This is a genomic window from Solwaraspora sp. WMMD1047 (assembly GCF_029626155.1).
Lineage (GTDB): Bacteria > Actinomycetota > Actinomycetes > Mycobacteriales > Micromonosporaceae > WMMD1047.
The window spans coordinates 3772950-3799744 of the sequence record NZ_JARUBL010000001.1 but is presented as its reverse complement, the minus strand read 5'-3'; the positions used below and the strand labels follow the sequence as shown (position 1 = coordinate 3799744).

The following is a 26795-nucleotide window of genomic DNA, read 5'->3' as shown; positions in this document are numbered from 1 at the left end:
CCCTGCCGCGCGGGCGGTGCGGCGCGAACAATGGTGCCGTGTCCGACAGTCCTGTGCGCCGGTCCGTGCCGTCGGTGGCGGTGGTGTTGCCGGGGCCGGTGGAGGTCGGCGACGACCTGGCCCGGTGCCGTCCCGAGTTGTCGGCCGGATACGCGGCCGAGTTGCCGGCGGCCCGGGCCGCGGTGTTGGCCCGGTTGTGGGGGGCGCTGTCGCGGGAGCCGATCGCCGGCGTCGCCGGTCGGGAGGAGCGCGGCGGTCGGTTGACCGTGGTGCTGTCCGACGGGCGGCGGTTGTCGGGTCCGGTGTCCGCGGCGGCGCCGTTCGCGGTGGCGGCGGCCGGGTTGGTGGTGCGGGTGCGGCACCCGGACGGGTCGGGTGGGGCGTACGCGGATCCGGCGGAGTTGCTCGCCGGGTGTGGGCTGCCGGGTCGGGGCGGCGGGTTCGCGGCCGAGGTGGCGAACAGTGTGGCGAACCTGGCGCTGGCCCGGGCGGCCCGGCCGGCGCCGGTGGCCGGTGGCGGTGCGGGGGGCGGGTTGGTGGAGCCGCCGGCTGGCTGGGAGTCGATGGTGGTCGACGGGCATCCGCTGCATCCGGGGTGCCGGACCCGGGCCGGGATGTCGACCGGGCAGGTGTTGGCGTACGCGCCGGAGCATCGGCCGCGGGTGGCGTTGCGGTTGGTGGCGGTGCCGGCTGGCCGTTGGTTCAGCACGGGTGCGGGTCTGGCGCCGGTGCTGCCGGTGCACCCGTGGCAGTACGAGCGGCTGGTGGAGGGTCTCGGCTGGTTGCGGGACACCGGCCGGCGGTTGCCGGTGCGGCCGTTGATGTCGCTGCGGACGGTGTCGGTGGTGGGTGAGCCTGGCCGGCAGCTGAAGACGGCGGTGGACGTGCAGATGACGAGTGCGGTGCGGACGGTGTCGGAGGCGGCGGTGCGTAACGGGCCGCCGGTGACGGCGTTCCTGGCGGGGTTGGCGGCGCGGGCCGGGTCGGGGTTGACGGTGTTGGTGGAGCCGGCCGCCGGGGCGGTGCTGGTGGACGGTCGGCCGTGGCGGAGTCTGGCGGTGGTGCAGCGGCGGGTGCCGCCGGTCGGGGCGGGTGAGGTGGTGTTGCCGTTGGCGGTGCTGGCGGCGGCGGGGGTGGATGGTCGGCCGGTGTCCGCGGCGGCGGTCGACGTCGGTTGCGCCGGTGATCCGGTGCGGTGGCTGGCGGCGCTGGCGCGGGTGGTGTTGCCGGGCCCGTTGGCGCTGCTGCGGTGGGGGGTGGCGTTGGAGGCGCACGGTCAGAACCTGCTTGTGGTGTTGCGGGCCGGTCGGCCGGTCCGGTTGTGGTACCGGGACGTGGGTGGGATCCGGGTCAGTCCGGCCGGGTTGGCCCGGTACGGGTTGGCGCCGCCGCCGCTGCACGGTGACCTGGCCGCCGATGATCCGCAGGTGCTGCGCGACACCCTGTTGGGGGCGCTGGGGGTGGCGTTGGGTGAGCAGGTGGCGGTGCTGAGTCGGACCTTCGGGGTGGCGCCGGGGTCGTTGTGGCGGGCGGTGGCTGAGGTGGCGCGGGGGGTGCCGGCGGCGGCCGGGGATCGGGCGGCGTTGTTCGGCGCGACCTGGCCGGTGAAGGCGACCACGGCGATGCGGTTGGCCACCGATCCGCTCGACGTGCGGTGGGCGCGGGTGCCCGGCCCGCTCGCCGGGCTGGCGGGTCGGTGAGCGGGCGGGCGGTGGTGGCGGCCGATGGTGGCCGGCGGCCGGTGTCGGGGGGTCCGGGCGGGGTGGTGCCGGTGCGGGAGGCGGCGGCGCTGGTGGAGCGGGAGCTGGCGGTGCTGGCCCCGGAGCTGGTCGACGGGTTCCGGGCGGCGTTGCCGGCGGCGGCGGGCAGTGTGGCTGCCCGGTTGGCCGCGGCTCTGTGGCGGGAGGACGTGGCGGGGGCGCGGTCGCGGCCGGCGCCGGCGGGGCGGCGGCACGGGTTCGACCGGATCGACGTGCCGGCCGGTGGGGGCGCCGGCAGGCCGGCCGGCGGCGGCGGGCCGGTGGATCCGGTGGAGCTGTTGTCGGCGGCGGTGCCGGGCGGGGCGGGGCGGGCGTTGGCGGTGGAGTTGGCCGATGCGGTGGTGAAGCTGGCGGTGGCGTTGGCCCGGCACTCGCCCGGCGGGTATCCGGCGGCGGCGGGGGTCGGGGCGGATCTGGCGGCGCTGGGCGCGGAGCGGTTGGCGGTGCACGGGCACAATCTGCACCCGTGCGGCCGGACCCGGCTGGGGTGGGGGGTGGCCGACGTGTTGGCCCACGACCTGGAGGCGGAGCGGACCTGGGTGGGGTTCGTCGCCGTACCTCGGGAGGAGTTCGTCGGCGACGACGTGGCCGCGGCGTTGGCGGGGGCGTATCCGCAGGTTCCGGCGGCGCCGCCGGGTCACGTGTGTCAGCCGGTGCACGGCTGGCAGTTGGCGGGGGTGCTGCGCCGGTATCCGCGGCTGCGGCGGCTCGACGGTGAGTTGCCGGCGTGGCCGACGGCCGCGTTGCGGACGCTGCTGCTGCCGGCCGGGTCGGATGGGCGGCACCGGTACCTGAAGGTGTCGTTGGACATTCAGGTCACCTCGACCCGGCGGACCATCTCGGTGGCCAGCACCCGCAACGGGCCGGTGATCTCCGGTCTGCTGGGTCGGCTGCTGGCCGACGACCCGGCGGCCGGGCGGTTGCTGCTGTTGGCCGAGACGGCGGGTTCGGCGGTCGCGGCCGGGTCGGGGCGGGACGTGTCGGCGATCCTGCGGTCCGGGCTCGACGGTCGGCTGGCCGCCGGGGAGACGGTGTTGTCGGGGGCGGCGCTGCCGGCGGAGGCGGCGCTGCCGGCGGAGGCGGCTTTGCCGGCCGGGTCGGTGGCCGGCCCGGTGGTGGCCGGCCTGGTGGACCGGTACGCGGCCACCCGTGGGGTGGTCGCGGCGGCGGACGCCGCGCTGGGGTTCGTGACCGAGTACGCCCGGCTGTTGCTGCCGCCGCTGCTGCGGTTGACGACCCGGTACGGGGTGGCGTTGGAGGCGCATCTGCAGAACTGCCTGCCGACGTTCGTGGCCGGGGTGCCGCACCGGATGGTGTGGCGGGATTTCGCCGGTCTGCGGCTGCATCTGCCCCGGTTGGCGGCGGCCGGGTTGGCGCCGCCGTTGTGGCCGGGTTCGGTGACGGCGACCGCGGACCTGACCGCGGTGCGGGCGAAGGTGGGCTATTCGGCGTTGCAGGCGCATCTGGGTGAGCTGGTGCTGCGGTTGACCGGTTCGCACGGGTTGGACGAGGCGGCGGCGTGGCGGTCGGTGCGGCAGGTGGTCGACGAGACGTACGAGCCGTTGCGGAGCGACCGGAACCGGCGGATCGCGGCGGCCGCCGAAGCCGATCATGCCGCGTTGACGGCGCGGCGGGTGCCGCACAAGGCGCTGGTGCGGATGCGGCTGGCCGGCTCCGGTGACGTGTACGTCGCGGTGCGCAACCCGCTGCACGGTGCTTCCCGTGACCGGTGAGCTGGCCGGCGGTGGGTTGCCGGCGGCGGTGGTCGGGGCGCTGCGGGCCGCCGACCGGCCGGTGTGCGCGTACGTGTACGACCGGGACACGCTGCGGGAGCGGGCCGCCCGGCTGCGGGCCGCGGTGCCGCCGGGGTGTTCGCTGCTGTACGCGGTGAAGGCGAACGGGCACCCGGCGGTGGTGGGCGCCCTGGCGGCGGTCCTCGACGGGTTGGAGGTGGCCTCCGGCGGCGAGTTGGCGCTGGCGGTGTCGGCCGGGGCGGGCACGGTGGTGTTCGGTGGGCCGGCCAAGACCGACGCGGAGTTGCGGGCCGCGGTGGCGGCCGGGGCGCTGGTGCACGTGGAGAGCGGTCACGAACTGCGCCGCCTCGACCTGGTCGCGCGGGCGGCGGGGGCGCGGGTGCCGGTGGCGGTGCGGGTGAACCGGGCCGGGCGGCGGTTGGCCGGCTCGCACACCATGGCCGGCGAGGCCACCCCGTTCGGGGTGGACGAGGAGCAGTTGCCGGCGGTGGTGCGGCTGGCACGGGGGTCGCCGGGGGTGCGGCTGGTCGGCTTCCATCTGCACGCGGTGTCGAACAACCTGGACGCGGTGGCGCACGCCGGGTTCGTGGCCGAGGCGGTCCGCTGGTCGGTGGCGGTGTCGGACCGGCTCGGGGTCGCGTTGGAGTACGTCAACGTCGGCGGCGGGCTGGGCGTGGACTACACCGGCGGTGCGGTCTTCGACGTGGCCGCGTTCGGCGCCGGGCTGGTGCCGGCGGTGGCGGCGTTGCCGCCGGCGGCCCGGCTGGTGGTGGAGCCCGGCCGGTTCCTGGCCGCCGACGCCGGCTGGTACGCCGCCGAGGTGCTCGACCTCAAGCGGGTGCACGGCCGGTGGTTCGCGGTGCTGCGCGGCGGCACCCACCATTTCCGGCTGCCGGCGGCCTGGGGGTACAGCCATCCGTTCACGGTGCTGCCGGTGCCGGGGTGGGACTACCCGTTCGAGCGGCCGCGGGTGGTCGACGTGGACGTCGATGTGGTGGGTGAGCTGTGCACGCCGCGCGACGTGCTGGCGCGCGGCCGGCGGGTGGCCCGGTTGCGGGCCGGTGACGTGCTGGTGTTCGGCCGGGCCGGCGCGTACGGCTGGGACATCTCCCACCACGACTTCCTGCGGCATCCGCATCCGCAGCAGCTGGTGCTGTGAACGGGGTCAGCTCGCGCCGGGGGTGGCGAACCGGCCGGCGCGGATCTCCCGCAGGGCGCGGCGGCGGGTGTCGCCGCGCAGGGTGTCGACGTAGAGCCGGCCGTGCAGGTGGTCGGTCTCGTGTTGCAGGGCGCGGGCCAGGAATCCGCTGCCGGTGATGGTCACCGGTTCGCCGTGCTGGTCGACGCCGTGCGCGGTGACGTGCAGCGCCCGGGGGGTCGGGAAGTAGAGGCCGGGGATGGACAGGCAGCCCTCGTCGTCGTCCTGCAGCTGTTCGGACAGTTCCAGGGTCGGGTTGATCAGGTGGCCGCGGTGGCCGTCGGCGTCGTAGACGAACACCTGGGCGCTCACGCCGATCTGGTTGGCCGCCACCCCGGCCCGGCCGGGCGCCCCGAGCAGGGTGTCCATCAGGTCGCCGACCAGGGCGCGCAGGCCGGCGTCGAAGGTGGTGACCGGTTCGCATCCGGTGCGCAGCACCGGGTCACCGATGATCCTGATCGGCCGCATCGTCATGACCGTAAGGCTATCGGCTGGTTACCGCGCCCGGTCGGTGGCGGGGTCGGGCCGGCGAGCGCGGCGCGCAGCGGCGCGGCCTTCGCGGCCGCCTCGGCGACCTCGGCGTCGGGGTCGCTGCCCCAGGTGATGCCGCCGCCGGCCCACAGGTGCAGCCGGTCGTCGGCCGCGGCGGCGGTGCGGATGGTCAGTCCGAGGTCGAGGCGGCCGGCGCCGATCCAGCCGAAGGCGCCCATGGCGGGGCCGCGGCCGACCGGTTCCAGGTCGGCGATCTGGGTCAGCGCGGCCAGCTTCGGGGCGCCGGTGACCGAGCCGCCGGGGCAGACCGCGCGCAGCAGGTCGGTCAGGCCGGCGCCGTCGGCGAGCCGGGCCGTCACGGTCGACTCGGCCTGCCACAGGTCGCACCAGCGGCGGATGGTGTAGAGGTCGTCGACGCGGACCGAGCCGGTGGCGGCGACCCGGGCCAGGTCGTTGCGTTCCAGGTCGACGATCATGACGTGTTCGGCGCGTTCCTTGGCCGAGGCGAGCAGGTCCCGCCGGCCGGCGGTGGTGGCGGGGCGGGTGCCCTTGATCGGGCGGGTGGTCAGCCGGGTGCCGTCGACCGTGACGAGGGTTTCCGGGGAGGCGCAGCCGACCGCCCAGCCGGGGCCGGTGAGCACCCCGCCGTAGCGGGCGCCGGGGAGGCCGGCGAGCCTGGTCAGCGCCGGCACCGGGTCGCCGGTGTGGGCGGCGTGGGCGTGGCCGACCAGGTTGACCTGGTAGACGTCGCCGCGGCCGATGGCGGCGCGGGCCCGTTCGACGGCGGCGGCGTGCTGGTCGGTGGTCCAGCTGTCCCGCCACGGCCCGACCCGCCAGGGTCCGACCCGCCGCCGCCCGGCGACCGGCGTGCCGTCGGCCCGCGGCGGCGTGGCGGGCGGTCGCGGGTCGGGCGGTGGTACGGGGTGCGGCGGGTGGGCGTAGATGACGGCCACCAGGTCCGGCACGGCCGGTGCCGGGGTGGGCGCCGCCGCGGCGGCGCCGGTGATCCGGGCGCCGGCGGCCGCGGAGATCAGCACCGCGGCGCCGCAGACGGCGCCGGGGCGGTGGTCGTCGGCGGCAGCGGCGCGGGCCAGGTCGGCCACCGGCAGTCCGTGGCCGGTGAGGAAGTCGGCCAGCCGGGCGGCGGGGTCGCCGCCGGTGTCGGCGTACCAGTGCAGCCGGGCCCGTTCGACGAGCCCGGCGCGGCAGGCCGGCGGCGCTCCCGGGATCGACAGCCGTCCGGATGGGAGCGTTTCCAACACGAGTGGTTCAATGGGTCTCATCCGAAGGGAGGATTCTTCCGTACTACAGCCGACACCTGCTCGATATCGCACTGTCGGGCTTGGTAACGTGCATCACTGGTCATGTGAACCATGACACAGCACCCCCACAGTCCGGAGAACCCGATGTGCCAGCACCAACCCACCTGCCCCTCCGCTGAGGCGACCGACCGGGAAGCCGCCCGGGTCATCGCCTGCTTCCGCGAGCAGGGCTGGAGCCTGCTCTGCAACGGCGTCATCGTCTTCGAGGACACCGGCGAGCTGCTGCCCGACGGCAGCAGCATCGAGCCGCACCGCGGCCCCGCCCGGCACGTCCTGGTCGCCTAGCGTCCCGGGTCGCTCAGCGTCCCGGCCGCCCCGTTGGCGCCCCGCCCGGCCGCATCGCCGCCCGCCGGGCTCCCGACCCGACCCGCCCTCACCGTCGAGGCTTGCTCACACCGCCGGTTCACTGCTCGAACGCGTCCGGCGGCGGGCACGCGCAGACCAGATTCCGGTCGCCGTACGCGCCGTCGATGCGGCGCACCGGCGGCCAGTACTTGCCGCCCCGGTCGACGCCGGCCGGATACGCCGCCACCGACCGTGGGTACGGGTGCGGCCACTCGTCGGCGGTCACCATCGCCGCGGTGTGCGGCGCGTTGGCCAGCGGGTTGTCACCGGCCGGCCACCGCCCCGACCCGATGTTCTCGATCTCGGAGCGGATGGCGATCATCGCGTCGCAGAACCGGTCCAGCTCGGCCAGGTCCTCGCTCTCGGTCGGCTCCACCATCAGGGTGCCCGCCACCGGGAACGACATCGTCGGCGCGTGGAAGCCGTAGTCGATGAGGCGCTTGGCGACGTCGTCGACGCTCACCCCGTACGCCTTGGTCAACGGCCGCAGGTCGAGGATGCACTCGTGCGCGACCAGGCCCTTGTTGCCGGCGTAGAGCACCGGGTAGTGGGCGCGCAGCCGGGCCGCGACGTAGTTGGCGGCCAGCACCGCCACCCCGGTCGCCCGGGCCAGCCCGTCCGGACCCATCATCCGCAGATACGCCCACGGGATCGGCAGGATGCCCGCCGACCCGTACCGGGCGGCGGAGATCGCCGCCGGGCCGGACCCCGCGGAGTCCGGCCCGGCGAGCGGGTCGCCGGGCAGGTAACGGGCCAGGTGCGCGCGGACCGCCACCGGGCCGACCCCGGGTCCGCCGCCGCCGTGCGGAATGCAGAACGTCTTGTGCAGGTTCAGGTGGGACACGTCGGCGCCGAACTCGCCCGGCTTGGCGTAGCCGACCAGCGCGTTGAGGTTCGCGCCGTCGACGTAGACCTGACCGCCGGCGTCGTGCACCTTCGCGCACAGCGACGCGATGCCGGTCTCGTAGACGCCGTGCGTGGACGGGTAGGTCACCATGATCGCGGCGAGCCGGTCCCGGTGCGCGTCGATGCGCCGGTCCAGGTCGACCAGGTCGACGTTGCCGTCGGCGTCGCAGCCGACCACCACCACCCGCATGCCGGCCATCACCGCGCTGGCGGCGTTGGTGCCGTGCGCCGACGACGGGATCAGGCAGACGTCCCGGTGCGCCTCGCCGCGGTCGCGGTGGTAGGCGCGGATCGCCAACAACCCGGCCAGCTCCCCCTGGGACCCGGCGTTGGGTTGCACGCTCACCGCGTCGTAGCCGGTCACCTCGGCCAGCCAGCCCTCCAGGGAACCGATCAGCTCCCGGTAGCCGGCGGTCTGGTCGGCCGGCGCGAACGGGTGCACGTCGGCGAACTCCGGCCAGCTGATCGGCTCCATCTCGGTGGTGGCGTTCAGTTTCATCGTGCACGACCCGAGCGGGATCATCCCCCGGTCCAGGGCGTAGTCGGCGTCGGCCAGCCGGCGCAGGTAGCGCAGCATCGCCGTCTCGGAGCGGTGGGCGTGGAACACCGGGTGGGTCAGGTAGTCGCCGGTGCGGCGCAGCGCCGCCGGCAGCTCGGCCCCCGCCGCCGGCGCGGCGTCGGCCGCCGGCTCCGGCACCCCGAACGCCGCCCAGACCGCCCGCAGGTGCGCGGCGGTGGTGGTCTCGTCGCAGCTCACCCCCACCCGGTCGGCGTCCACCAGGCGCAGGTTCACCCCCCGGGCGGCGGCCGCGGCGACCACCTCGGCGGCCCGGCCCGGCACCACCGCGGTGACGGTGTCGAAGAACGCCTCCCCGCCGGTGGCCACCCCACCGGCCGCCAGTCCCGCGGCCAACTCCCCCGCCAGCCGGTGCACCCGCTCGGCGATCGCCCGCAGCCCGTCCGGGCCGTGGTAGACGGCGTACATGCCGGCCATCACCGCCAGCAGCACCTGGGCGGTGCAGATGTTGCTGGTCGCCTTCTCCCGGCGGATGTGCTGCTCGCGGGTCTGCAACGCCAGCCGGTAGGCCCGGTCACCGGCGGCGTCGCGGGACACCCCGACCAGCCGGCCCGGCAGCATCCGCTCCAGGCCCGCCCGCACCGCCAGGTAGCCGGCGTGCGGCCCACCGAACCCCATCGGTACGCCGAACCGCTGGGTGGTGCCGGCGGCGATGTCGGCGCCGGCCTGCCCCGGCGGCCGCAGCAGGGTCAACGCCAGCAGATCGGCGGCGACCGTGACCAGCGCCCCGACGGCGTGCGCCGCCTCCACCAGCCGGCGGTGGTCGCGGACCGCGCCGCTGGCCCCCGGGTACTGCAGGTGCAGACCGAAGAACGACTCCGGCAGCGACTCGGCGGACAGGTCGAGCACCCGCAGCTGGATGCCCAACGGTTCGGCCCGGCCGGCCAGCACCGCCACCGTCTGCGGCAACGCGTCGGCGTCGACCACGTACACTCCGCTGCTGCTCTTGGACGCCCGGCGGGCCAGCGTCATCGCCTCGGCCGCCGCGGTCGCCTCGTCGAGCATCGACGCGTTCGCGGTGGCCAGCCCGGTCAGGTCGGTGACCATGGTCTGGAAGTTCAGCAACGCCTCCAGCCGGCCCTGGCTGATCTCCGGCTGGTACGGGGTGTAGGCGGTGTACCAGGCCGGATTCTCCAGCACGTTGCGGCGGATCACCGCCGGGGTGTGGGTGCCGTGGTAGCCCAGGCCGATCATCGACACCGCCACGGTGTTGCGGGCCGCCAGCGCCCGCAGCTCCGCGCCCACCTGCGCCTCGGTGGCCGCCGGCGGCAGGTCGAGGGTGCCGTGCCAGCGGATCACCTCGGGGATGGCGGCGTCCATCAACTCGTCGACCGAACCGTACCCGACGGCCTCCAGCATCCGGCGCTGCGCGGCCGGGTCCGGGCCGATGTGACGGTCGGCGAACTGCTCTGCGGTCATCTGTGGCGCTCCCGGACGAGGTCGACGATGCGGCCTCCCCCTCTGTCGCCGCCCGCGCCGATGCGGGCCGCTCCACAGTCGCCTGCCCGCGCGGTCCTTTTGCCTGAGAGGTTCCGGGGAGGATTTGCCCCTTCGGCGCCGCTGACGCGGTCTCTCCCACGCGGGTGGTATCGGCGTGGGCAACGCTACCAGCGATCATGTTTCGGCGGGATGTCGGCACGGTCCTAGCCCCCACCATAACCAGACAAAAGCCCCCATTCCGTCCGAACGGGGCCGCCCCCCCGTCAGTACACCGTGGCCGCGCCCTGGTGCCGCATCCCCTCCTGCGGCAACGCCGACCGGTTCCCGCCGCCGGCGCCGATCGCCGGCTCCCCCTGGACGGCCAACCGGTCCATGGTGCGGGCCAGATGCTCACTGCCGTCATCCAGATGCCGGGCCGCCGCCTGCATGTGCGAGATCATCATCTCGCCGTAGATCCGCAGCGCCTCCCGGGTGGCCACCGCCCCGTCGAAGTCGGTCCCCGCCGAACTGCGGTAGTCCTGCACCGCCCGCTCGGCCTCCTGCCGCGCGTCGTCCACCGCCGCCCGCACATAGCTCTCGTACTGCACCCGCGCGTACTCGGCCACCCGGCGGGCATAGTCGTGCGCCTGCGCGATGATCTGCTCGGCCTCCCGCTGCGCCGCCGACAGCAGGTTGACCTCCTTCGGCCCCGGCAACTGCGGCTGCGCGCTCGGAATCACCCCGTGCCGGTGCAGCTCGACATGATCGTTGAGCCGCTCGTTCTCGGCCCGCAGATCAGCCACCCGCGACGCCAGATGGTCCAACTCGTCGGCCACCTGCAACCGGAACCGGTCCACGTCACGCTGGTCGTAACCACGCCGCCCGAACGACGTGTGCTCGAACTCCCACCGCCGCACCCGGTCCGCGGTGATCCTCACCTGCTGGCCGGCCGGCCGGCCAGCGGCCGAACCGTCGTACCTGCTGATCGGGACTGCGCTCACTCGGTTCCTCCGTACGCCTGCGGTGCCGACCCGTACACCGGCCCGTCACCGGCGAGCCGCCGGTCCGGGCCGTACCAGTGGTTACCCAGGCCCTCGTGGTGCACCTGGTCACTGTGAAAACCGTTACGCAGCAGCGCGCCCACCGTCGCGGCCACCATCGGGTCCGCCCCACAGACGAACACCTGCCGGCCCCGGAAATCGCCATCGGCGAACACCTGCTCGGCGATCGGCAACCCGCCGCGGGGCGCCGGCGCGCCCTGCGGCTCCGGATCCGCCCCCGCCACGTACCCGACCCGCAGCCACGGGTACGACGCCGCCAACTTCTCCACCGCCTCCCGGTCGTAGAACTCCGTCCGCGACCGGGCCGCCAGATACAGATCCACCCGCCGGCCGGCGCCACCATCGGCGGCCACCTGCTCCACCAGGGCCTTCATCGGCGCCCACCCCGTACCACCGGCCAGCAACAGCAGATCGGCCCCACCGGCCCGACGCAGCGTCAACCGGTCACCCACCGGCGACGCCAGATTCACCTGGTCGCCGACGCTCACCCCGTACACCAGCCGGGAACTGACCACCCCACCCGGCGCGGCCCGCACATGCAGCTCGATCGTGCCGTCCGACCGGGGCGCGTTCGCCGGCGAGTAGTACCGCCAGGAACGAACCGTCGGACTGGACACCCCGATCGACTGACCCGGCGTGAACGGCAACAGATACTGCGGCCGCAGTGTGATCACCGCCACGTCGAAGCCGCGCGGTTCGTGCGCGACCACCTCCGACACCCACCACGGCGGACTGACGTTCTCCGCCTCCGCCGCCGCGTCCTGCATCACCTTCGCCACCAGGCCGTACGCCGCCGCCCAGTCCTCGTGCAGCCCGTCACTCCACTCGTCACCGAGGAAATGCCGCAGCGTCGCCAACAGCGCCTCACCGACCGCCGGATAGTGCTCCGGCCGGACCGCGAACTTACGGTGGTCGACGCCGAGATCCTGCAGATAGCCGACCAGCCGGTCGACCTGGTCCACGTTGCTCACCACATGCCCCAACGCCGACACCAGGCGGTCCCGCTGACCGGCCATGTTGGTCGGAAACATCTGCCGGGTGTCCGGATGGGCCAGAAACAGCGTCGAATAGAAGTAGAGCGGAACCTGATCGCCGTGCGCGGCCACCAGGCTCCAACTCTGCTTGAGCCGGGCGACGTCCACGCCGTCAGCCACCCCGCCGATCGCCGGCCCCGACCACCTGGTCACGCACCTGCACCAGCACGTCACCCACGTGGGCCAGCACGTCAGCCGGCGCCCCCAACTCCGACAGCGTCGCCATCAGATGCTCCCCCACCAGCGCATAGTGCTCCGGCGGAATGCCCAACGGCTGGTGCGCCTCGGCCAACCCACGGCCGCTGTAGCCGTCCGGGCCACCGAGCACCACCGTCAGCATCAACGCCAGGTGGCGGCGCTGCTGCTCCATGTCCACGGCCGCGAAATAGCCGGCCAACTCCGGATCGGCCAACACCTTGTCGTAGAAGAGCCCCACCGCCGCCTTCACCGCCTCGGCACCGCCGACCCGCTGGTAGTACGAGGCCCCGGCGACCACCCCCGGATCACCTTCCTGAACGGGGGCGTTTGCAGCTTCGATGTCAGTCACGAGCGGTTCCTTCCGGCGCGGTCGAGGTCGCGCGGCGACGGGGGACGCAGCGCAGCGGCGGCACGGGCATCCTGACCGCCCATCCGCGCGCGTGTGGGACGATAGCGTGCATCCCGGACGCTGTCATGCCGTCCACCCCGGCTGGCCGCACAGTCCACCCCGCCGACCGCGCCCGACACACAACAAAGTCCAGCTAGGAACACAGATCGAAGCCCGCCAACCGGGCCGAAGAAATTGCTGATCGACAAACGTCAACGCACGTTCACCGCGGGTGGGACCGCACCCCGGGCTCAACCAGCCCGCCGCCGCGCCCGCCGCGCCGCCAACTCGTCCCGGGCCGCATCCGACGCCTCGTCACCCGCAGCCGCCGGCACCGCCACCACCGCCGGACCCGCCGCCGGCTCAGCCGGCAGATGCGACAACGAACCCTGGATCTCCTTGAACGCCCCCCCGATGGCGATGCCGAACACCCCCTGGCCGCCCTGCAGCAGATCCACGACCTCCTCCGGCGACCGGCACTCGTACACCGTCGTCCCGTCCGAGATCAGCGTGATACCCGCCAGATCGGCCACCCCACGCGACCGCAACGCCTCGATCGCCTTCCGGATGTTCTGCAGCGACACCCCCGCGTCGAGCAGCCGCTTGACCACCTTGAGCACCACCAGGTCCCGGAACGAATACAGCCGCTGGGTACCCGACCCCGACGCGTCCCGGATACTCGGCACCACCAACGCCGTACGCGCCCAGTAGTCCAACTGCCGGTAGCTGATTCCCACCGCCTGGCACGCCGTCACCCCGCGGTAACCCACCACACCGTCACCCTCGGCCGCCGCGCCATCGTCCGGACGCCGACCCCCGTCCCCCTCACCACCCGGGCCGAACTGGCGATCTGCGGTACCTTGATCAGGGTCCTGTGGCTGATTCATCGAACAACCTCCCCGCCAACGTGGCGCCGCGCCGGTTCCGGGGCGCGCACCCCTCGACACGGCAACCCTATAGCGCCGCTGGAGGGTTGCCCGGCAGGAAATGACGCGACACGCCGGACCCGGAACGCGACACGACGGATCCAGAGCGTCACCACGCCCCACGGCGACCCCGACGGGGAACTCAGCCGGCGAAGTCCTCCGGTCGAACCTGCTCCAGGAACTCCCGGAACTTCTCGACCTCATCCTCCTGCTCGTCGGGAATCACGATCCCGGCCTCCGCCAACACCTGCTCGGCACAACGGATCGGAGCACCAACCCGTAACGCCAACGCGATCGAGTCACTCGGCCGGGCCGACACCCGCAGCCCATCCCCGATCAACAGATCAGCGTAGAAGACGTTCTCCTTGAGCTCGGTGATCTCCACCGCCCGCAACGGCGCCTCCAGCGCCGCCAGCAGATCCCGCATCAGATCATGCGTCAACGGCCGGGTCGGCTTCACACCCTGCTGCTCGTAGGCGATCGCGGTGGCCTCGACCGCACCGATCCAGATCGGCAGGTAACGCTCGCCGTCGACCTCCCTGAGCAGGACGATCGGCTGGTTGCTGGGCAGCTCCACCCGAACCCCGACCACGCTCAGCTCGCGCACCGCCGCCTCCGTGTCGTTGTCGTCTTCCCCAGCACCGTGCCGCGGCCCGCACCGTCCGGTCGCCGCACCGTCCGGCCCCTTCCCTGCACGGTACACGGACCACGAGACACCCGTCCCACGCGCGCCGCCCGCACCACACCGGTGCCTGAGGGCAATACCCCGCGAAGCGTACGGCACGCCCCCCACGACGGCTCCGCCCAGCCGCCCGGCAACCCACTCACCGGCCCAGACTCTCCCGCAACCCGACCCGCACCAACGCCGCGTGCAACTGCTGCGACAACCCCACCAACTCCCGCGCCGTCTCCGCCGCCCGCGCCCGGGCCGCCGGATCACTCTGCCGCGCCAACGGGGCCACCAACTGAGCGAACAACCCCACCTCCCGATCCGCCGCCGTCCGGTAACCCCGCAGATGACGCGGCTCCAACCCGTACCGGGCCAGCCCCGCCACCGCCTGCGCGATCACCAACGCATCCGCGTCATACCAACCCGGCGGCCGGGACACCAACACCCCCAGCCGCTCCAACTCGGCCAACGTCGACGAATCGATCCCACTACGGGCCACCAACTCGGCCCGGTCCAACCGGACCTCCGTCGGCTCGGTCGGGCCACCCTCGCCCGCCCGACCCGGCACCTCACCGGTCGGCCCGACCGCCACCAACGCCGGACGCGGCCGACCCGCCGACGGATCCGACCGCTCCGCCAACTGCTCACGAATCACCCGCAACGGCAGATACTGGTCCCGCTGCGCGGTCAGCACGAAGCGCAGCCGGTCCACATCATCCCAGCTGTACTTGCGATAACCAGCCGGCGTCCGCTGCGGCTCCACCAGCCCCTCGGCCTCCAGGAACCGCAACTTCGAGATCGTCGTGTCGGGAAACTCCAGCCGCAACTGCGCCAGCACCTCGCCGATGCTCATCAACGGCTGGGACCGGCCGTCCCCCGACGCGGGAACAGCCGACGCCGCACGCTCACTCACCCCCGGACGGCCTCCTCGTCCGGACGCGGGCCCGCGATGAACACCAACCGGAACTTGCCGATCTGCACCTCGTCGCCGTTGCTCAAGGTGGCCGCCTCGACCCGCTCCCGGTTCACATAGGTGCCGTTCAGACTGCCGACATCACGCACCGTGAACGTCCCCGAGTCCCGGTGGAACTCGGCATGCCGACGGGACACCGTCACATCATCGAGGAAGATGTCGCTGTCCGGATGCCGCCCACTGGTGGTCACATCGTGGTCAAGCAGGAACCGGGCACCCGCATTAGGGCCCCGCCGCACGACGAGCAACGCCATTCCCGGCGGCAGCGAACCCGACATCCGGCTGGGCACGACATCAGCGTCCGGCCCCTCCAGAACCTCGTCGAGCGAGCCGAGATTCAGCGTTGATGTGACGTCGAGTGGGGGGAACTCGTCGTCTGGGCGCGTCATGGGACCACCTCACGGATCTGTTCGGTCGGCGTCGGGGTGTGGCGGGTCTGGCCGCCGGGCCGGCAAATGCCCAGCGGCTGGCTCCCCCGTGCCCGGGAAGGCATTCCACAACGCGCAACTATTTGGTTCTCGGTCGACTGGGCGAGCCTAGCCAGCGCCGAAAAACAGGGCAACCAGACGCGCGGACACAACCGGACTCGGCGTGCCGCGGTCAGCTTTCGGTGAGTTCGCGATACGCCGCCGCGGTCAACAGCTCCGCCACCGCCGCCGGCTGCGCCGGTGCGATCTCGACCAGCCAACCCGCACCGTACGGGTCGGTATTGATCACCTCGGGAGTGTCGCCCAGCACCGCGTTACGACCCACCACCGTGCCGGAGACCGGCGCGTAGATCTCCGACACACTCTTCGTCGACTCGATCTCGCCCAGCGACTCCCCCGCCGCCACCGTGGCACCCTCCTCGGGTAGCTGGACATAGACGATGTCACCCAGCGCGTCCTGCGCGAAGTGGGTGATCCCCACCCGCACCGGCGCGCTCCCATCGCCCGCCACCCACTCATGCTCGGCGGTGTACCGCAGATCCTCAGGAATCACCAGAACGCGTCCTTCGTCGTCGCACCGTGTCCGCCGCGCCGGTCACGAGACCGGACGCGCGTATCGCAGCTCCCCAGGCGCGCTCAGCGCCGACACGTCGACGACCTCCCGCTCCTGGACGGTCACGTTACCGCCGTCGCCACCGACCGACGCCACCACCCCGCCCGGAATGTTCAGCGCGGTCCGCATCGTCGTCGGATCACCGATCACCGAGATCGTGTACGGCGCCGTCAGCCGCCGACCATCGGCCAGCACCCCACCGTCGGCATCGAGAAAGTACGTCGAGGCCACCACCCGCACCGCCGCGCCGTCCGACCCGGCGATCTGCATCGCCTCCGCCCCCGCACCCCGCAACTCCTGCACCGCGTCCAACAACGTCGAGGCCCGGATCGGCTTGGCCACCGGCGTGAACCGCACCGTCAACCCCGGACCCGAAGCCGGCAGCGTCCCCGCCAGAATGCCCAACTCGTCGGCCCGCCGGGTGGCCTCCTCCAACGCCGCCTGACGCCCCTGCGCCCCGGAGGTCAGCTGCCGCTCACTCTCCTCCAACGCGGCGATCTCCAGCCGCAGCCGCTCCTCCTGCGCCTCCAGATCCGACAGAATCCGGACCAGGTCCTCCTGCCGCAGCGCCGCCAACGACGAATCCGTCGAGGTGCTCTTGACCTGCACCACGAAGGTGAACCCCAGCAGCGCCAACAGCACCGCGATCACCACCGCCGCGGAACTGAGCCCGGGCCGCCCACCGGCCGAACCGGACGCCGCCGAGCCGCCCGGCTCCCGCGCCGCCACCGACCCCACCGCCTGGGTCGCCGCCGTCGTCCCCTCCGGCTCCGCCGCCGGAACGTCCGTCACCGGACCCGGCCCCGCCGGAACGTCCGCCGAGCGACCCGGACGCGACGCCGGCGCCGCGTCCGGCCAGCCGGTACCGGTAGGTCTGTGCTGCGACGTCATCGAACCCGCCTATGCCCGGAACAGGTGCCGACGGATCGCCGCCACATTGCCGAAAATCCGCACCCCGAGCACCACCACCACGCCCGTGGAGAGCTGGCCACCAACGCCCAACTGGTCACCCAGATACACGATCAGCGCCGCCACCAGCACATTGGAGATGAACGAGATGACGAACTGCTTGTCGTCGAAGATGCCGTCCAACTTCGCCCGGACCCCGCCGAACACCGCGTCCAACGCCGCCACCACCGCGATCGGCAGATAGGGCAGCAACGCCGACGGCACCGTCGGATCCACCACCACGCCGAGCACCACACCCGCGATCAGGGCCAGCACGGCGATCATCGGCCACCTCCGGACGGGCTCGGGGACACACCCGGCGCCACCCGCGACACCGGCGGGCTGGACTCCGGCGAGGGACGAGCGTAGTCCAGCCGCGGTTCACCCGCCGCCGGCAGGGTGAGATCGTCGACCCGCCGGACCCCGAACGACATCCCGTACTCGTTGGCGACACTGCGCAACAACCGCGCCGCACCGCTGTCCTGGAACCGGTCCGCCATCTCGTCCGGGCCGATCGCCGACACCTCGTACGGGCCGGTCACCGGCCGGAACCCCACCAGGATCGCGCTGCCCGCCGCCCTGATCGTCGAGGTCGCCGTCAACCGCTGCCCGTTGATGGAGATCGCCTCCGCCCCCGCGCTCCACAGCGCGTTCGCGATGTCCTGCAGATCGCGGTCCAGCACCCGACCCAGATTGGTGCCGCCGGCGCCGGTGACCGCGTCCGCCCCCGTGGGGCCGTCCGCCACCGTCACCACCACCCCGTCCCCCCGAACCCGACCCAGGCCGGTACTCGCCTCCAGGTCCCGCAGTTCGGCGGCCGCGTCACCGGACAACGCCGCGTCGCGCTGCCGGGCCACCTCGGCCCGCAGCTCATCGGCCCGCCGGGTCAACTCGTCGGTCTCCTCGTCCCGGGCGTTGATCTGCGAGACCAACCCGGCCCGGGCCTGGCTGCGGCCGGGCTCGTCGGCGATCGTCTGCCGGTAGGCCACCGCCAGCAGGAACCCGAGCGCCACCAGGGTCAGCACGCTCACCGCGCGGACCGTCCCCCGACGCCAGCCGGTCACCGGACCGACCCGCTCCCGGCGGGCCGCCGCGTCCGCGTAACCCGGGTCGAGCGGATCCCGGAACAGCTGGGTCAGGAAGTCCGGCGCGTAGGTACGCCGTGGTTCGTCTCCCGCCATCGCCCCGCCTCGCTCGTCGCCGGTCCGACCCGTCGGCTCAGCCACCACCGGCCCCGTTCACCGTCCGGGCGGCGCGGACCAGCCCCACCGCCTGCACCACGTAGAGCGCCCCGGCCGCCCAGTAGAGCACCAGGCCCCACCAGGCCAACCCCCAACCGATCGCCCCCGCCACCGCTGCCGTACCCGGCACCGCACCCGCCAGCAGCAGCACCGGGAACGCGGCCAGCAGGATGAACGTCGCCGTCTTGCCGAGGTAGTGCACCGGCGGTGGACCGTACCCGTACCGGCGCAGGATCGCCAGCGACCCGAGCAGCAGCAGCTCCCGGGCCAGCAACGCGGCGGTGAACTGCCAGGGCACCAGCTCCCGGGCGGTGAACGCGACCAGGGTGGCGAGGATGTAGAGCCGGTCGGCCAGCGGGTCCAGCAGCTCCCCCAGCCGGCTCACCTGGCGGAGCCGGCGGGCGACGTAACCGTCCACCCAGTCCGTGGTACCGCCCACGGCGAGGACCACCAGCGCCGCCACGTCCGCGTGGGTGGCCAGGAACAGGTAGAGAAACAGCGGCACCCCGAGCAGCCGGGCGAAACTGATCAGGTTCGGGATGGTGATCACACGGCCCGTGCCGGGCTCCGCATCGCCCCCGGTCGGCTGGGCGCGCACCTCCGGCGTCGGCCGACGCGCCACCCGGACCTCCCTGGCACCCGACGCAGCCTGGTCGGTAGGTCGACGGTCCCCGTGGCTGCTGAGTTGCGTTGCCACTATATCCGCCGCCAGCCACTGCCAGCTGAGCCCGTGACCTGGGCGACTCCCTGTAAGGCATCCTAGGATGCTAGGTTGTGGTTGGTCCGGCGCGGTGCGTGCCCCTCACTCGGCGTCGTGATGGATCCGGCCGTCCAGGCCGGTCAGCGGAGTGCCGGTGCCGCCCCACCGGCACGCGATGATCTCCGCGGCGATGCTGACCGCCGTCTCCTCCGGCGTCCGCGCCCCCAGGTCCAGACCCAACGGCGAGGCGAGCCTGCCCAGCTCCGCCGGGCCGAGGCCCGCCTCCCGCAACCGATCCAGCCGGTCGAGGTGGGTCCGCCGGGACCCCATCGCACCGACGTAGGCCAACGGCAGCCGCAGGGCCACCGCCAGCACCGGTACGTCGAACTTCGGATCGTGGGTGAGCACGCACACCACCGTGCGCCCGTCCACCCGACCGGCCGCCGCCTCGGCCGCCAGGTAGCGGTGCGGCCAGTCCACCACCACCTCGTCGGCCGTCGGGAACCGGCGCGCGGTGGCGAACACCGCACGGGCGTCGCAGACCGTCACCCGGTAGCCGAGAAACCCGCCGATCCGGGCCACCGCCGCAGCGAAGTCGATCGCCCCGAAAACCAGCATCCGCGGCCGGGGCGCGAACGCCGAGACGAAGACGGCGAGCCCGTCGCCGCGCTGCTGACCGTGGTAGCCGTACCGCAGGATGCCGCTGCGACCCGCGGCGAGCATCCCGCGGGCGTCGTCGGTGGCCGCCGCGTCCAGGCGTGGCGTCCCGAGCGTGCCGGCGGTACGGTCCGGCCACACCACCAGCCGCCGGCCGAGCCGACCCGCCGGATCGTCCGCGCCCGCCGCCACGCAGGTCAGCACCGCGACCGGCAACCCGGCCCGAATGGCCGCCAACGCCTCCCCCAGCTCCGCCGCACCGGCCGGATCCACCCGCTCGACGAAGACGTCCAGGACCCCGCCGCAGGTCAGGCCCACCGCCGACGCGTCACCGTCGGACACCCCGTACCGCTGCAACCGGGGCGTCCCGGTCGCCAGCACCTCCCGGGCCAGCTCGTAGACCGCACCCTCCACGCAGCCACCCGAGACGCTGCCGGCGGCGGTGCCGTCCGGGCCGACAAGCATCGTCGCGCCGGCCGGCCGGGGAGCCGACTGCCAGGTCTCGACCACGGTCGCCAGCCCGACCGGCGCACCACGACGCCACCACCGGTCCAGCTCCGCCAGCACGTCCCGCACGCCCGACCTCCTCGCCGCTCGGTACCCAACCCTGGCAGCCCGGCCGGCCGAGTACCAGAGACGGGCGTTCGGCCCCGCCCGGCCGCGACGGCGGCGATACTGGGTGCTCACCCCGGTCACCGGCGGTCGGTCCGGTCGGGCGGACCGGCAGGCAGAAGGGTGCCCGCACATGAGCACAGCCAGCGGCGCGGCCGTCGTCGTCGGGGTGGACGGCTCCGCCGACGCACTGCGCGCCGTCCGGGTCGCCGCGACCGAGGCCACCGTCCGGCAACGGCCGCTGCGGGTGGTGCACGCGCTCGGCTGGCCGCGACGGAACATGCCGGCCAGTCCCGCGCCCGCGGGACCGCTCGACGGTGGACCCCGCTACGAGGCCGAGCGGATCGTGGCCAGGGCGATCGCCGAGGCCCGCGCGGCGGCTCCCGACCTGGACGTCACCGGCGGCATCGCCGAGGGCGAACCGGCCGAGGCGATGCTGGGCGAGTCACCGAAGGCCGCCCTGCTCGTCCTCGGCGACCGCGGCCTGGGCGGATTCAGCGGCCTGATCGTCGGATCGGTCGCGGTGCAGGTGTCCGGCCACGCCGCCTGCCCGGTCCTGGTGGTACGGGGCCGCGACGACCCGAGCGGCCCGGTGGTGGTCGGCGTGGACGGCTCGGAGCTGTCCGAACTCGCGGTCGGGTTCGCCGTCGAGGAGGCGGCGCTGCACGGCACCGACCTGGTGGCCGTACACGCCTTCAACCACCCGGTCTCCGCCGGCGCCGGCGACATGCTGCTGCTGGTCTACGACGTCGACGAGCTGCGGTCGGACGAGGAGCGGCTGCTGGCCGAATCCGTCGCGGGCTGGCGGGGACGGTACCCGGAGGTGGCCATCCGGCCCCGCCTCATCCGGGGCCGGCCGGCCCCGGCGCTCATCGACCAGACCGCGACCGCGCGGCTGGTGGTGGTGGGCGCGCGCGGACGCGGCGGCTTCACCGGCCTGGTCACCGGCTCGGTCAGCCAGGCCCTGCTGCACCACGCGCAGTGCCCGGTCGCGGTGGTGCACCGCCCCGACGGGCAGCGGGCCGACGCCCCGGCCCGCGACGCCGCCGGCCTGCGCTCGGGCCGCTGAGGGCGCATAGCCGCCGGTCAGGCGGGTAACCGCGCTCCGCACGGCACCGACATGACGGGAGGCGCCGACATGCCAGGACCACGACCGGGAAGCAACGCGTACGACATCGAACGGGCGCGGCTGCGCAAGCTGCTGGAGAACTCCGGCCGCGCAACGGACAAGCGGGCCAATGAGGTCGCGAACCGGATCCTGCAGGAGGATCGCGGCCAACGCGGCGTGCTGCGCGGCGAACGGGGCCGCGGCCCCAAGGGCGGCCGCGGCCGAGGTGAACCCCGATGACGCCCTGGGCGGGCCACGGCGCCGGGCCGATTCCGCCGAACCGCGGCGGGCAGCGGTGGTCGCGGTGAACCGCGGCGGTCAGGGCGGTAAGCCGGCCCGCGACCTGATGGACGGGCTGCTCGCCGGGGCGGCCGGCACGACCGCGCTGAACGCGGTGTCCTACCTGGACATGGCGGTCCGTGGGCGGCCGGCCAGCCAGACCCCGCAGGAGACGGTCCGGCGGCTCGCCGGCCTGGCCCGGGCGGGAGAGCTGGCCTCGGAACAGCCCAGCCGGATGACGGAGAACCGCCGGTCCGGCCTCGGACCACTGCTCGGCTACGCCACCGGGCTGGCCACCTCCGCGCTGTTCGCGGCGGCACTGCGACGCCGCCGGATCCCGGTGCCGGCGGCCGCCGCGCTGCTCGGGGCCGCGGCGATGCTGGCCTCCGACGCACCCATCACCGCGCTGGGCATCTCCGATCCGCGCAGCTGGAGCCGGGCAGACTGGCTGGCCGACCTGGCGCCGCACCTCGCGTACGGCGTGGTGTCGGCGTTGACCTGGCACCTGCTGGCCGGTGACCGCCGCCGCTGAACAGGTGGTCGGCCCGCCGGCCCGGTCAGCTCACCGGCTTGCCGGTGCCGGGCTTGGTGAGGAACCAGACCAGCACTCCCGCGGCCGCGGCCAGCACCAGCACCGCGTTGGTGACCCCGCCCCCGTCTTCGGGGCGACTACCGAAGAACACCACGGCGACGGCGGCGCCCACTGACAGAAATGTCCGCAATCCCTTGTTGTTCACCAGGACCACGCTAATCACTGCATAACGGGTTAATTGCGAATCGGCTACACATCCCTCGATCGAGACCCGCGGTCACCTCGTCAGCACCAGCAGGACGACCAGATAGGTGCCCAGCAGGGCGATTCCCTCGAAGCCGAGGCGGCCCCAGCCCCGGGACTGGCGGACCAGCAGGCCGGCGACGAGGAGCGCGGTCATCAGCAGGCCGGCGCCGGTGACGAAGAGCTCGTCCGGGCCGGCCGCGTGATAGAGCGACCCACCCCGGTACGCCGCATCGCCCACCACCAGGTTGAGCGCGTCGAGGCAGTTGCCGCCGAGGACCACGGCGACCGCCAGGGTCACCGCGCCCCGGCGGACCGCGGCGATGGCCGTCACCGTCTCCGGCAGGGCGTTCACCACCCCCATCAACACCGCGCCCACGAACCCGGCGGAGAGGCCGGTGGCCGCCACCAGGTCCCCGGCGGCCACCGCGATCGCCCAGCCACCCACCGCCACCACGGCACCGACCAGGGCGAACCGGCCCCACAACCAGGGCACCGCGCGCAGGTCCAGCGTGCCGTGTCCCTGCGGTACGTCGGGCCGGGTCTCCGGCGTCTGCACCGCCTCCCACAACGGCCGGGCACCGGTCGACCGGATCAGCCGGAGCCCGCCGAGGTAGCAGCCCACCAGCGCGGCGGAGACCGGGTGGATGCCGGCCAGGGTCAGCTCCGGCGCGAACGTGCCGAGCAGCGCCAACGCCAACATCGCGGTCAACAGGGACCCGAACAGCAGGTTGGCCAGCGAGGCGGAGGCGTGTTCCAGATTGACCCGGCGGTAGCAGGCGTCCGCCACCGCCACCGCCGTGGTCTGGGCGGCGATCCCGCCCACCGCGTTGCCGTAGGCGAGTTCCGGCTGGTCAGCCAGTGCCGTCACGGTGGTCATCACGATCCCCGACAACGAGGTGGCCAGACCGAAGAAGACCGCGCCGAAGAGCGCCTCCCCCCAGCCGGTCCGGTCGGCCAGCGCGTCGCCGAGCGCCACCAGCCGGGTGCTGCCGACCACGGTCACCACGGCGGCGACCGCGAAGACCGCGACCGCCACCGAGACCGACCACCCGCCCAACACATCCGGCATGGCGCGTGTTTCCCCACCTGACCGGATTCAACCGGCTGGCCGGATTCAACCGGCTGACCCGAATTGAACCGGCACGGTCGGCGGTCGCCTCAGTCGACCACTTCCAGGTCGTCGAGACCAATTTTCTGCACCATCAGCCAACGCGCCAACGCCGGCATGCCGAGCAGCCAGAGCGGCACCGACTCGGTGGTGCCGTTGGTGGCGTAGATGGCGAACCGGAGGTCGGGCGCCCGGTACGCCTCGATCCGCCAACGACGGTTCTGGTCCCGCCACACCGCCGATGGATCCACCCCACCACGCTAAGCGACCGGCCGGTCGCGGAGCGGACGTTCGCGGCCTGATCCGGCCGCCCGGATCGGCGACCCGGGCCGACAGCGGCTTCCGATGCGGCGGGCCAGTTCGATACCATCAAACAGAATTCGCGCCGGCCGCCCCCGGCCGCGCGGCCGTCGCGGGAGGTCCGGTGCGCAGGTCTGAACGGGTCGCTGCCGCGGATGGTGCCGGCCGGCCGGACCTGGTCGGTTCCCGGATGCGCCAGTTCCGCACCGAGCGCGGCCTCACCCTGCGCGGCCTGGCCAGCCGGTCCGGGTTGTCGATCGGCTTTCTCTCCCAGGTCGAACGGGGGGTCTCCTCGATCGGCCTGACCGCGCTGAACAGCGTCGCCGCCGCGCTGGACCGGCCGGTGGCGGAGTTCTTCAACGACGAGCCGGCCAGCACCGAACCGGAGACCACCCGGCTGCCGACGCATTTCACGCTCACCCGCGCCGACAACGGCGCCACCCAGTACGTCTCCGGCCAGCAGACCTACCGGATGCTCTCGGACCGGGGCCCGAACCTGGTGCTGGAGCCGATGCTGGTGCACATCGCCCCCGGCGGTCGCCGGGAGGAGGCGTACGGCCATGCCGGTGAGGAGTTCGCGTACGTGGTCCGGGGCGAGTTGCTCTACGAGGTCGACGGGGTGGAGCACCGGCTCTACCCGGGCGACAGCGTCCATCTGCGGTCGAACGTGGCGCACCGGCTCTTCAACGACACCGCCGAGGTGACCACCGTCGTGTCGGTGGTCACCCCACGGCTCTTCTGACCGGCCTGTTCACTCCCACTTCATTATCGGGCGCCAGCGGCGGATCAGCGGCCGAGCAGTTGGTCCAGCTCGCCGAGCGTGGCCTGCCAGATGTCGGCCGCCGGATCGATCACCGCGAAGTGGTCGCCCGGCTGCTCCAGCCAGACCACCTCGTCGCCGACGGCGCGGGCACGGGCCACGTACCGCCGGTTGAAGTCGATCAGGTCCAGGTCGTCGCCGGCGCCCTGAACGACGAGCTGCGGCACGCCGATCGGCAGCCGGCGCATCGGGTCGGCTTCGGCGTACACCTCGGGCCGGTCGGCGTGCCCCCCGCCGAGGGCGGCGGCGACGGCGCCGGTGCCGACGCCACGCCGGTCCCCCTCGGTCAGGTCCACCACGCCGGCCAGACTGACCGCGACCGCGACCCGGACCCCGCCGCCCGGCCCGCTGCCGCCGGTCCGGGCCGGCCGCGCGGTGTCGGCGGCCAGTCGCAGCGCGAGCTGCCCGCCGGCCGAGTGCCCGAACACCGCCACCCGGCCAAGGTCGAGCACCTCGACGTCGAGACCGGCCAGCGCGTCGAGACCGGCAGCCACATCGGCCACGGTCGCCGCCCAGCCGTGCCGGTCGGGGCGGCGGTACTCCAGGTTCCAGGCGGCGTAACCGCGGTCGGCCAGGTCGATCGCGAGCGCGTCCATCAGGTCCGCCGCCCAGACCGACCGCCAGAAGCCGCCGTGCAGCAGCACGGCCACCGGCGGCGCTGCGGCGGCCGGCGGCAGCCGCAGCTCACCCCACTGCTCGGGGCCTGGGCCGTAGCGGATCCGCCGGGCCGGCCGGCGCAGCCGGTGCACCGCGTGCCGGATCGCCCACGCCAACCCCCAGACGCCCCGCCCGGCCAGCCACCGCGAGCCCGGCGCCACCGCAACCGGTGCGGTCACGTCCGGGTCGTACCAGACGGTACGCCCCGCGTGCGGACCCGGCGCCGCCAGCAGCGACCGCGCCGTCGGGTCCGCCCCGACCAGCGCCACCACGGCCACCGCCGGGTCGGCGCCGGCCGACGCAAGCAGGTCACGCAACTCACCCAGATCACCGGCCACGACAAACCGACCGGGTACGCCGAGAGCCGCGGACTCGGTGGCGGTCAACCGGGCCAGCAGCTCCCGATCCGCGACCAGCCCCGGTCCGGCGACCACCAGCAGCCGCGATCCCGCCGCGGTGACCCCGGGCGACGACGTTCCCGGGGCGGTCACTGCCGTACCCCGGTCTCGGCGGTCGACGTCGGGCGGCGCAGCCGCGGTAGGACCTCGGTGCCGAGTAGGTCCACGCCCCGCTCGTCGGTCAGTCCGTGCGGGGTGCCGAACTCCACCCGCCGCACCCCGGCGTCGATGAGCGCCTGGGCCCGGTCGGCGACCTGCTCCGGCGTACCGCAGAAGGCGAACAGGTCGAGCAGGTCGTCGGGGATGAGCCGGCCGGCCTCCTCGTGCCGGCCGGCGTCGACGAGCGCGGTGACCCGGTCGAGCAGGTCGGCCGGCACGTCGACGGTCGGGTCGAGGTCCGCCACCACCGCAAGGTACATGGCGACCTCGGTACGGGCGCGGGCCCGGGCGGCCGCCCCGTCGCCGTCCACCACGGTCACCGCGCCCAGCACCACCCCGACGTCTTCGGCGCTCCGGCCGGCGGCTTCCGCGCCGGCGCGGACCCGGTCGCGCACCACCGGCACCATCGCCGGGTTGGCGCTGCCACCCACCTTGATCTCGGCGGCGATCCGGCCGGCCAGTTCCGCGCCGCGCGGCCCCCAGGCGCCGAGCAGCAGCGGCGGGTCCGGGCGGTGCACCGGGTAACGCAGCGCGGTCCCGGGAGCGAGCCGGAACACCCGCCCGGCGAAACCGTCCCGGTCCCCGCCGAGCAGCCGGTAGACTACCTCGGCCGCCTCGGCCAGGGCGGTCAGCGGCCGGGGCTGGTCGAGGCCGACCGCGCCGAGCCAGGTGCCCCGGGCCAGTCCCAGGTAGGCCCGCCCGTGCGAGGCGAGGTCGAGCGCCGCGACCTGGCCGGCGATCTCGTACGGCGCCATCGAGTACGGGTTGAGACAGGCCGGCCCGAGCCGGACCCGGGTGGTGGCGGCGGCCATCTCCAGCAGCGGGAAGATCGGCGGCTGGTACATCAGATCACCGAAGACGGTGAGCACGTCGAAGCCGTACTCCTCGGCCCGCCGGGCCAGCCGGGCGTAGTCGCCGGGCCGCTTGTCGCTCTGCAGCCCGAGCCCGATCTCGACGGTCGGCACG

29 protein-coding genes and 1 riboswitch are annotated in these 26795 nt (G+C 73.9%); of the genes, 8 read left to right on the top strand and 21 right to left on the bottom strand.

The window, feature by feature from the left end:
* Window positions 1-38 precede the first annotated feature (38 nt).
* Genes O7627_RS17245 through O7627_RS17235 form a run of 3 tightly spaced genes read left to right on the top strand, consistent with a single transcriptional unit; the run spans window position 39 to window position 4673 of the window.
* Window positions 39-1700, top strand: coding sequence for an IucA/IucC family protein (locus O7627_RS17245; protein ID WP_278094543.1), 1662 nt, complete (start codon window positions 39-41; stop codon window positions 1698-1700).
* A complete protein-coding gene (locus O7627_RS17240; RefSeq protein ID WP_278094542.1) occupies window positions 1697-3493 on the top strand; it encodes an IucA/IucC family C-terminal-domain containing protein in 1797 nt (598 codons plus the stop codon). The genes O7627_RS17245 and O7627_RS17240 overlap by 4 nt, the downstream gene beginning before the upstream one ends.
* Window positions 3483-4673 carry an alanine racemase gene (locus O7627_RS17235; RefSeq protein ID WP_278094541.1) on the top strand — a complete coding sequence of 397 codons (1191 nt, stop codon included), beginning with the start codon at window positions 3483-3485 and terminating at the stop codon, window positions 4671-4673. The genes O7627_RS17240 and O7627_RS17235 overlap by 11 nt, the downstream gene beginning before the upstream one ends.
* Window positions 4674-4679: 6 nt before the next feature.
* Here O7627_RS17235 and def read toward each other — a convergent pair whose 3' ends face one another.
* Window positions 4680-5186 (bottom strand): peptide deformylase, encoded by a 507-nt coding sequence (gene def, locus O7627_RS17230; RefSeq protein WP_278094540.1) that lies wholly within the window; start codon window positions 5184-5186, stop codon window positions 4680-4682.
* Window positions 5183-6487, bottom strand: a complete 1305-nt coding sequence (locus O7627_RS17225) for a chorismate-binding protein (protein ID WP_278094539.1) — start codon at window positions 6485-6487, stop codon at window positions 5183-5185. Before O7627_RS17225 ends, def begins: the two co-directional genes overlap by 4 nt.
* Window positions 6488-6610: 123 nt before the next feature.
* Between O7627_RS17225 and O7627_RS17220 the strand changes: the two genes are divergently transcribed.
* Window positions 6611-6811, top strand: coding sequence for a DUF5999 family protein (locus tag O7627_RS17220; RefSeq protein WP_278098305.1), 201 nt, complete (start codon window positions 6611-6613; stop codon window positions 6809-6811).
* Window positions 6812-6929: 118 nt separating this feature from the next.
* Here the strand turns inward: O7627_RS17220 and gcvP are convergent, their stop codons facing one another.
* The 14 genes from gcvP to O7627_RS17150 all read right to left on the bottom strand — a co-directional run bounded on the left by gcvP (window position 6930) and on the right by O7627_RS17150 (window position 20186).
* Window positions 6930-9773, bottom strand: coding sequence for an aminomethyl-transferring glycine dehydrogenase (gene gcvP, locus O7627_RS17215; RefSeq protein ID WP_278094538.1), 2844 nt, complete (start codon window positions 9771-9773; stop codon window positions 6930-6932).
* 81 nt (window positions 9774-9854) lie between these two features.
* Window positions 9855-9942: riboswitch (glycine riboswitch) on the bottom strand.
* Window positions 9943-10057: 115 nt separating this feature from the next.
* The gene (locus O7627_RS17210; protein ID WP_278094537.1) at window positions 10058-10774 is read right to left on the bottom strand and encodes a cell division protein DivIVA; all 717 of its coding nucleotides are present in this window, start codon (window positions 10772-10774) and stop codon (window positions 10058-10060) included.
* Entirely contained in the window at window positions 10771-12021 is a 1251-nt protein-coding gene (locus O7627_RS17205; protein ID WP_278094536.1) for a globin domain-containing protein, read from the bottom strand. The genes O7627_RS17210 and O7627_RS17205 overlap by 4 nt, the downstream gene beginning before the upstream one ends.
* Complete coding sequence (locus tag O7627_RS17200; protein ID WP_278094535.1) at window positions 11981-12415, bottom strand: group 1 truncated hemoglobin; 435 nt, start codon at window positions 12413-12415, stop codon at window positions 11981-11983. The genes O7627_RS17205 and O7627_RS17200 overlap by 41 nt, the downstream gene beginning before the upstream one ends.
* A gap of 290 nt (window positions 12416-12705) precedes the next feature.
* Window positions 12706-13341 carry a MerR family transcriptional regulator gene (locus O7627_RS17195; protein WP_278094534.1) on the bottom strand — a complete coding sequence of 212 codons (636 nt, stop codon included), beginning with the start codon at window positions 13339-13341 and terminating at the stop codon, window positions 12706-12708.
* A 181-nt stretch (window positions 13342-13522) separates the two neighbouring features.
* Window positions 13523-13987 (bottom strand): bifunctional nuclease family protein, encoded by a 465-nt coding sequence (locus O7627_RS17190; RefSeq protein WP_278094533.1) that lies wholly within the window; start codon window positions 13985-13987, stop codon window positions 13523-13525.
* Between the two features lie 217 nt (window positions 13988-14204).
* Window positions 14205-14903 (bottom strand): MerR family transcriptional regulator, encoded by a 699-nt coding sequence (locus O7627_RS17185; protein WP_278098304.1) that lies wholly within the window; start codon window positions 14901-14903, stop codon window positions 14205-14207.
* A gap of 56 nt (window positions 14904-14959) precedes the next feature.
* Window positions 14960-15412, bottom strand: coding sequence for an FHA domain-containing protein (locus O7627_RS17180; RefSeq protein WP_278094532.1), 453 nt, complete (start codon window positions 15410-15412; stop codon window positions 14960-14962).
* A 211-nt stretch (window positions 15413-15623) separates the two neighbouring features.
* A complete protein-coding gene (gcvH, locus tag O7627_RS17175) occupies window positions 15624-16004 on the bottom strand; it encodes a glycine cleavage system protein GcvH (RefSeq protein WP_278094531.1) in 381 nt (126 codons plus the stop codon).
* Window positions 16005-16046: 42 nt separating this feature from the next.
* On the bottom strand, window positions 16047-16955 hold the full coding sequence (locus O7627_RS17170) for a DUF881 domain-containing protein (RefSeq protein ID WP_278094530.1): 909 nt from the start codon (window positions 16953-16955) through the stop codon (window positions 16047-16049).
* 9 nt (window positions 16956-16964) lie between these two features.
* A complete protein-coding gene (locus tag O7627_RS17165; RefSeq protein ID WP_278094529.1) occupies window positions 16965-17297 on the bottom strand; it encodes a small basic family protein in 333 nt (110 codons plus the stop codon).
* Window positions 17294-18193 (bottom strand): DUF881 domain-containing protein, encoded by a 900-nt coding sequence (locus O7627_RS17160; protein ID WP_278094528.1) that lies wholly within the window; start codon window positions 18191-18193, stop codon window positions 17294-17296. Before O7627_RS17160 ends, O7627_RS17165 begins: the two co-directional genes overlap by 4 nt.
* Window positions 18194-18230: 37 nt before the next feature.
* A complete protein-coding gene (locus O7627_RS17155) occupies window positions 18231-18851 on the bottom strand; it encodes a CDP-alcohol phosphatidyltransferase family protein (protein ID WP_278098303.1) in 621 nt (206 codons plus the stop codon).
* A gap of 204 nt (window positions 18852-19055) precedes the next feature.
* Complete coding sequence (locus O7627_RS17150; protein ID WP_278094527.1) at window positions 19056-20186, bottom strand: XdhC family protein; 1131 nt, start codon at window positions 20184-20186, stop codon at window positions 19056-19058.
* 169 nt (window positions 20187-20355) lie between these two features.
* Between O7627_RS17150 and O7627_RS17145 the strand changes: the two genes are divergently transcribed.
* The 3 genes from O7627_RS17145 (at window position 20356) to O7627_RS17135 (ending at window position 22141) form a co-directional block, all read left to right on the top strand.
* Entirely contained in the window at window positions 20356-21291 is a 936-nt protein-coding gene (locus O7627_RS17145) for a universal stress protein (RefSeq protein ID WP_278094526.1), read from the top strand.
* 69 nt (window positions 21292-21360) lie between these two features.
* A complete protein-coding gene (locus O7627_RS17140; protein WP_278094525.1) occupies window positions 21361-21570 on the top strand; it encodes a phosphatidylethanolamine-binding protein in 210 nt (69 codons plus the stop codon).
* A 106-nt stretch (window positions 21571-21676) separates the two neighbouring features.
* Complete coding sequence (locus O7627_RS17135; RefSeq protein ID WP_278098302.1) at window positions 21677-22141, top strand: hypothetical protein; 465 nt, start codon at window positions 21677-21679, stop codon at window positions 22139-22141.
* Window positions 22142-22166: 25 nt separating this feature from the next.
* On the opposite strand, the gene O7627_RS17130 is transcribed toward O7627_RS17135, so the two are convergent.
* The 3 genes from O7627_RS17130 to O7627_RS17120 all read right to left on the bottom strand — a co-directional run bounded on the left by O7627_RS17130 (window position 22167) and on the right by O7627_RS17120 (window position 23746).
* Window positions 22167-22346, bottom strand: a complete 180-nt coding sequence (locus O7627_RS17130) for a hypothetical protein (protein WP_278094524.1) — start codon at window positions 22344-22346, stop codon at window positions 22167-22169.
* Window positions 22347-22418: 72 nt separating this feature from the next.
* Window positions 22419-23456 (bottom strand): cation transporter, encoded by a 1038-nt coding sequence (locus O7627_RS17125; protein ID WP_278094523.1) that lies wholly within the window; start codon window positions 23454-23456, stop codon window positions 22419-22421.
* An 89-nt stretch (window positions 23457-23545) separates the two neighbouring features.
* Window positions 23546-23746, bottom strand: a complete 201-nt coding sequence (locus O7627_RS17120; RefSeq protein ID WP_278094522.1) for a hypothetical protein — start codon at window positions 23744-23746, stop codon at window positions 23546-23548.
* A gap of 173 nt (window positions 23747-23919) precedes the next feature.
* On the opposite strand from O7627_RS17120, the gene O7627_RS17115 reads away from it, so the two are divergent.
* Entirely contained in the window at window positions 23920-24537 is a 618-nt protein-coding gene (locus O7627_RS17115; protein ID WP_278094521.1) for a cupin domain-containing protein, read from the top strand.
* A 44-nt stretch (window positions 24538-24581) separates the two neighbouring features.
* Here O7627_RS17115 and O7627_RS17110 read toward each other — a convergent pair whose 3' ends face one another.
* On the bottom strand, window positions 24582-25763 hold the full coding sequence (locus O7627_RS17110) for an alpha/beta hydrolase (RefSeq protein ID WP_278094520.1): 1182 nt from the start codon (window positions 25761-25763) through the stop codon (window positions 24582-24584).
* A complete protein-coding gene (locus tag O7627_RS17105) occupies window positions 25760-26794 on the bottom strand; it encodes an LLM class flavin-dependent oxidoreductase (RefSeq protein ID WP_278094519.1) in 1035 nt (344 codons plus the stop codon). The genes O7627_RS17110 and O7627_RS17105 overlap by 4 nt, the downstream gene beginning before the upstream one ends.
* Window position 26795: the final 1 nt, after the last annotated feature.

Excerpts from the sequence above, each read along its gene's own strand:
- def (WP_278094540.1), bottom strand. The coding sequence starts at position 5,186 with ATGACGATGCGGCCGATCAGGATCATCGGTGACCCGGTGCTGCGCACC.
- O7627_RS17225 (WP_278094539.1), bottom strand. The coding sequence starts at position 6,487 with ATGAGACCCATTGAACCACTCGTGTTGGAAACGCTCCCATCCGGACGG.
- O7627_RS17220 (WP_278098305.1), top strand. The coding sequence starts at position 6,611 with ATGTGCCAGCACCAACCCACCTGCCCCTCCGCTGAGGCGACCGACCGG.
- gcvP (WP_278094538.1), bottom strand. The coding sequence starts at position 9,773 with ATGACCGCAGAGCAGTTCGCCGACCGTCACATCGGCCCGGACCCGGCC.
- O7627_RS17195 (WP_278094534.1), bottom strand. The coding sequence starts at position 13,341 with ATGAATCAGCCACAGGACCCTGATCAAGGTACCGCAGATCGCCAGTTC.
- O7627_RS17185 (WP_278098304.1), bottom strand. The coding sequence starts at position 14,903 with ATGAGCATCGGCGAGGTGCTGGCGCAGTTGCGGCTGGAGTTTCCCGAC.
- O7627_RS17180 (WP_278094532.1), bottom strand. The coding sequence starts at position 15,412 with ATGACGCGCCCAGACGACGAGTTCCCCCCACTCGACGTCACATCAACG.
- O7627_RS17170 (WP_278094530.1), bottom strand. The coding sequence starts at position 16,955 with ATGACGTCGCAGCACAGACCTACCGGTACCGGCTGGCCGGACGCGGCG.
- O7627_RS17165 (WP_278094529.1), bottom strand. The coding sequence starts at position 17,297 with ATGATCGCCGTGCTGGCCCTGATCGCGGGTGTGGTGCTCGGCGTGGTG.
- O7627_RS17160 (WP_278094528.1), bottom strand. The coding sequence starts at position 18,193 with ATGGCGGGAGACGAACCACGGCGTACCTACGCGCCGGACTTCCTGACC.
- O7627_RS17145 (WP_278094526.1), top strand. The coding sequence starts at position 20,356 with ATGAGCACAGCCAGCGGCGCGGCCGTCGTCGTCGGGGTGGACGGCTCC.
- O7627_RS17140 (WP_278094525.1), top strand. The coding sequence starts at position 21,361 with ATGCCAGGACCACGACCGGGAAGCAACGCGTACGACATCGAACGGGCG.
- O7627_RS17135 (WP_278098302.1), top strand. The coding sequence starts at position 21,677 with ATGGACGGGCTGCTCGCCGGGGCGGCCGGCACGACCGCGCTGAACGCG.
- O7627_RS17125 (WP_278094523.1), bottom strand. The coding sequence starts at position 23,456 with ATGCCGGATGTGTTGGGCGGGTGGTCGGTCTCGGTGGCGGTCGCGGTC.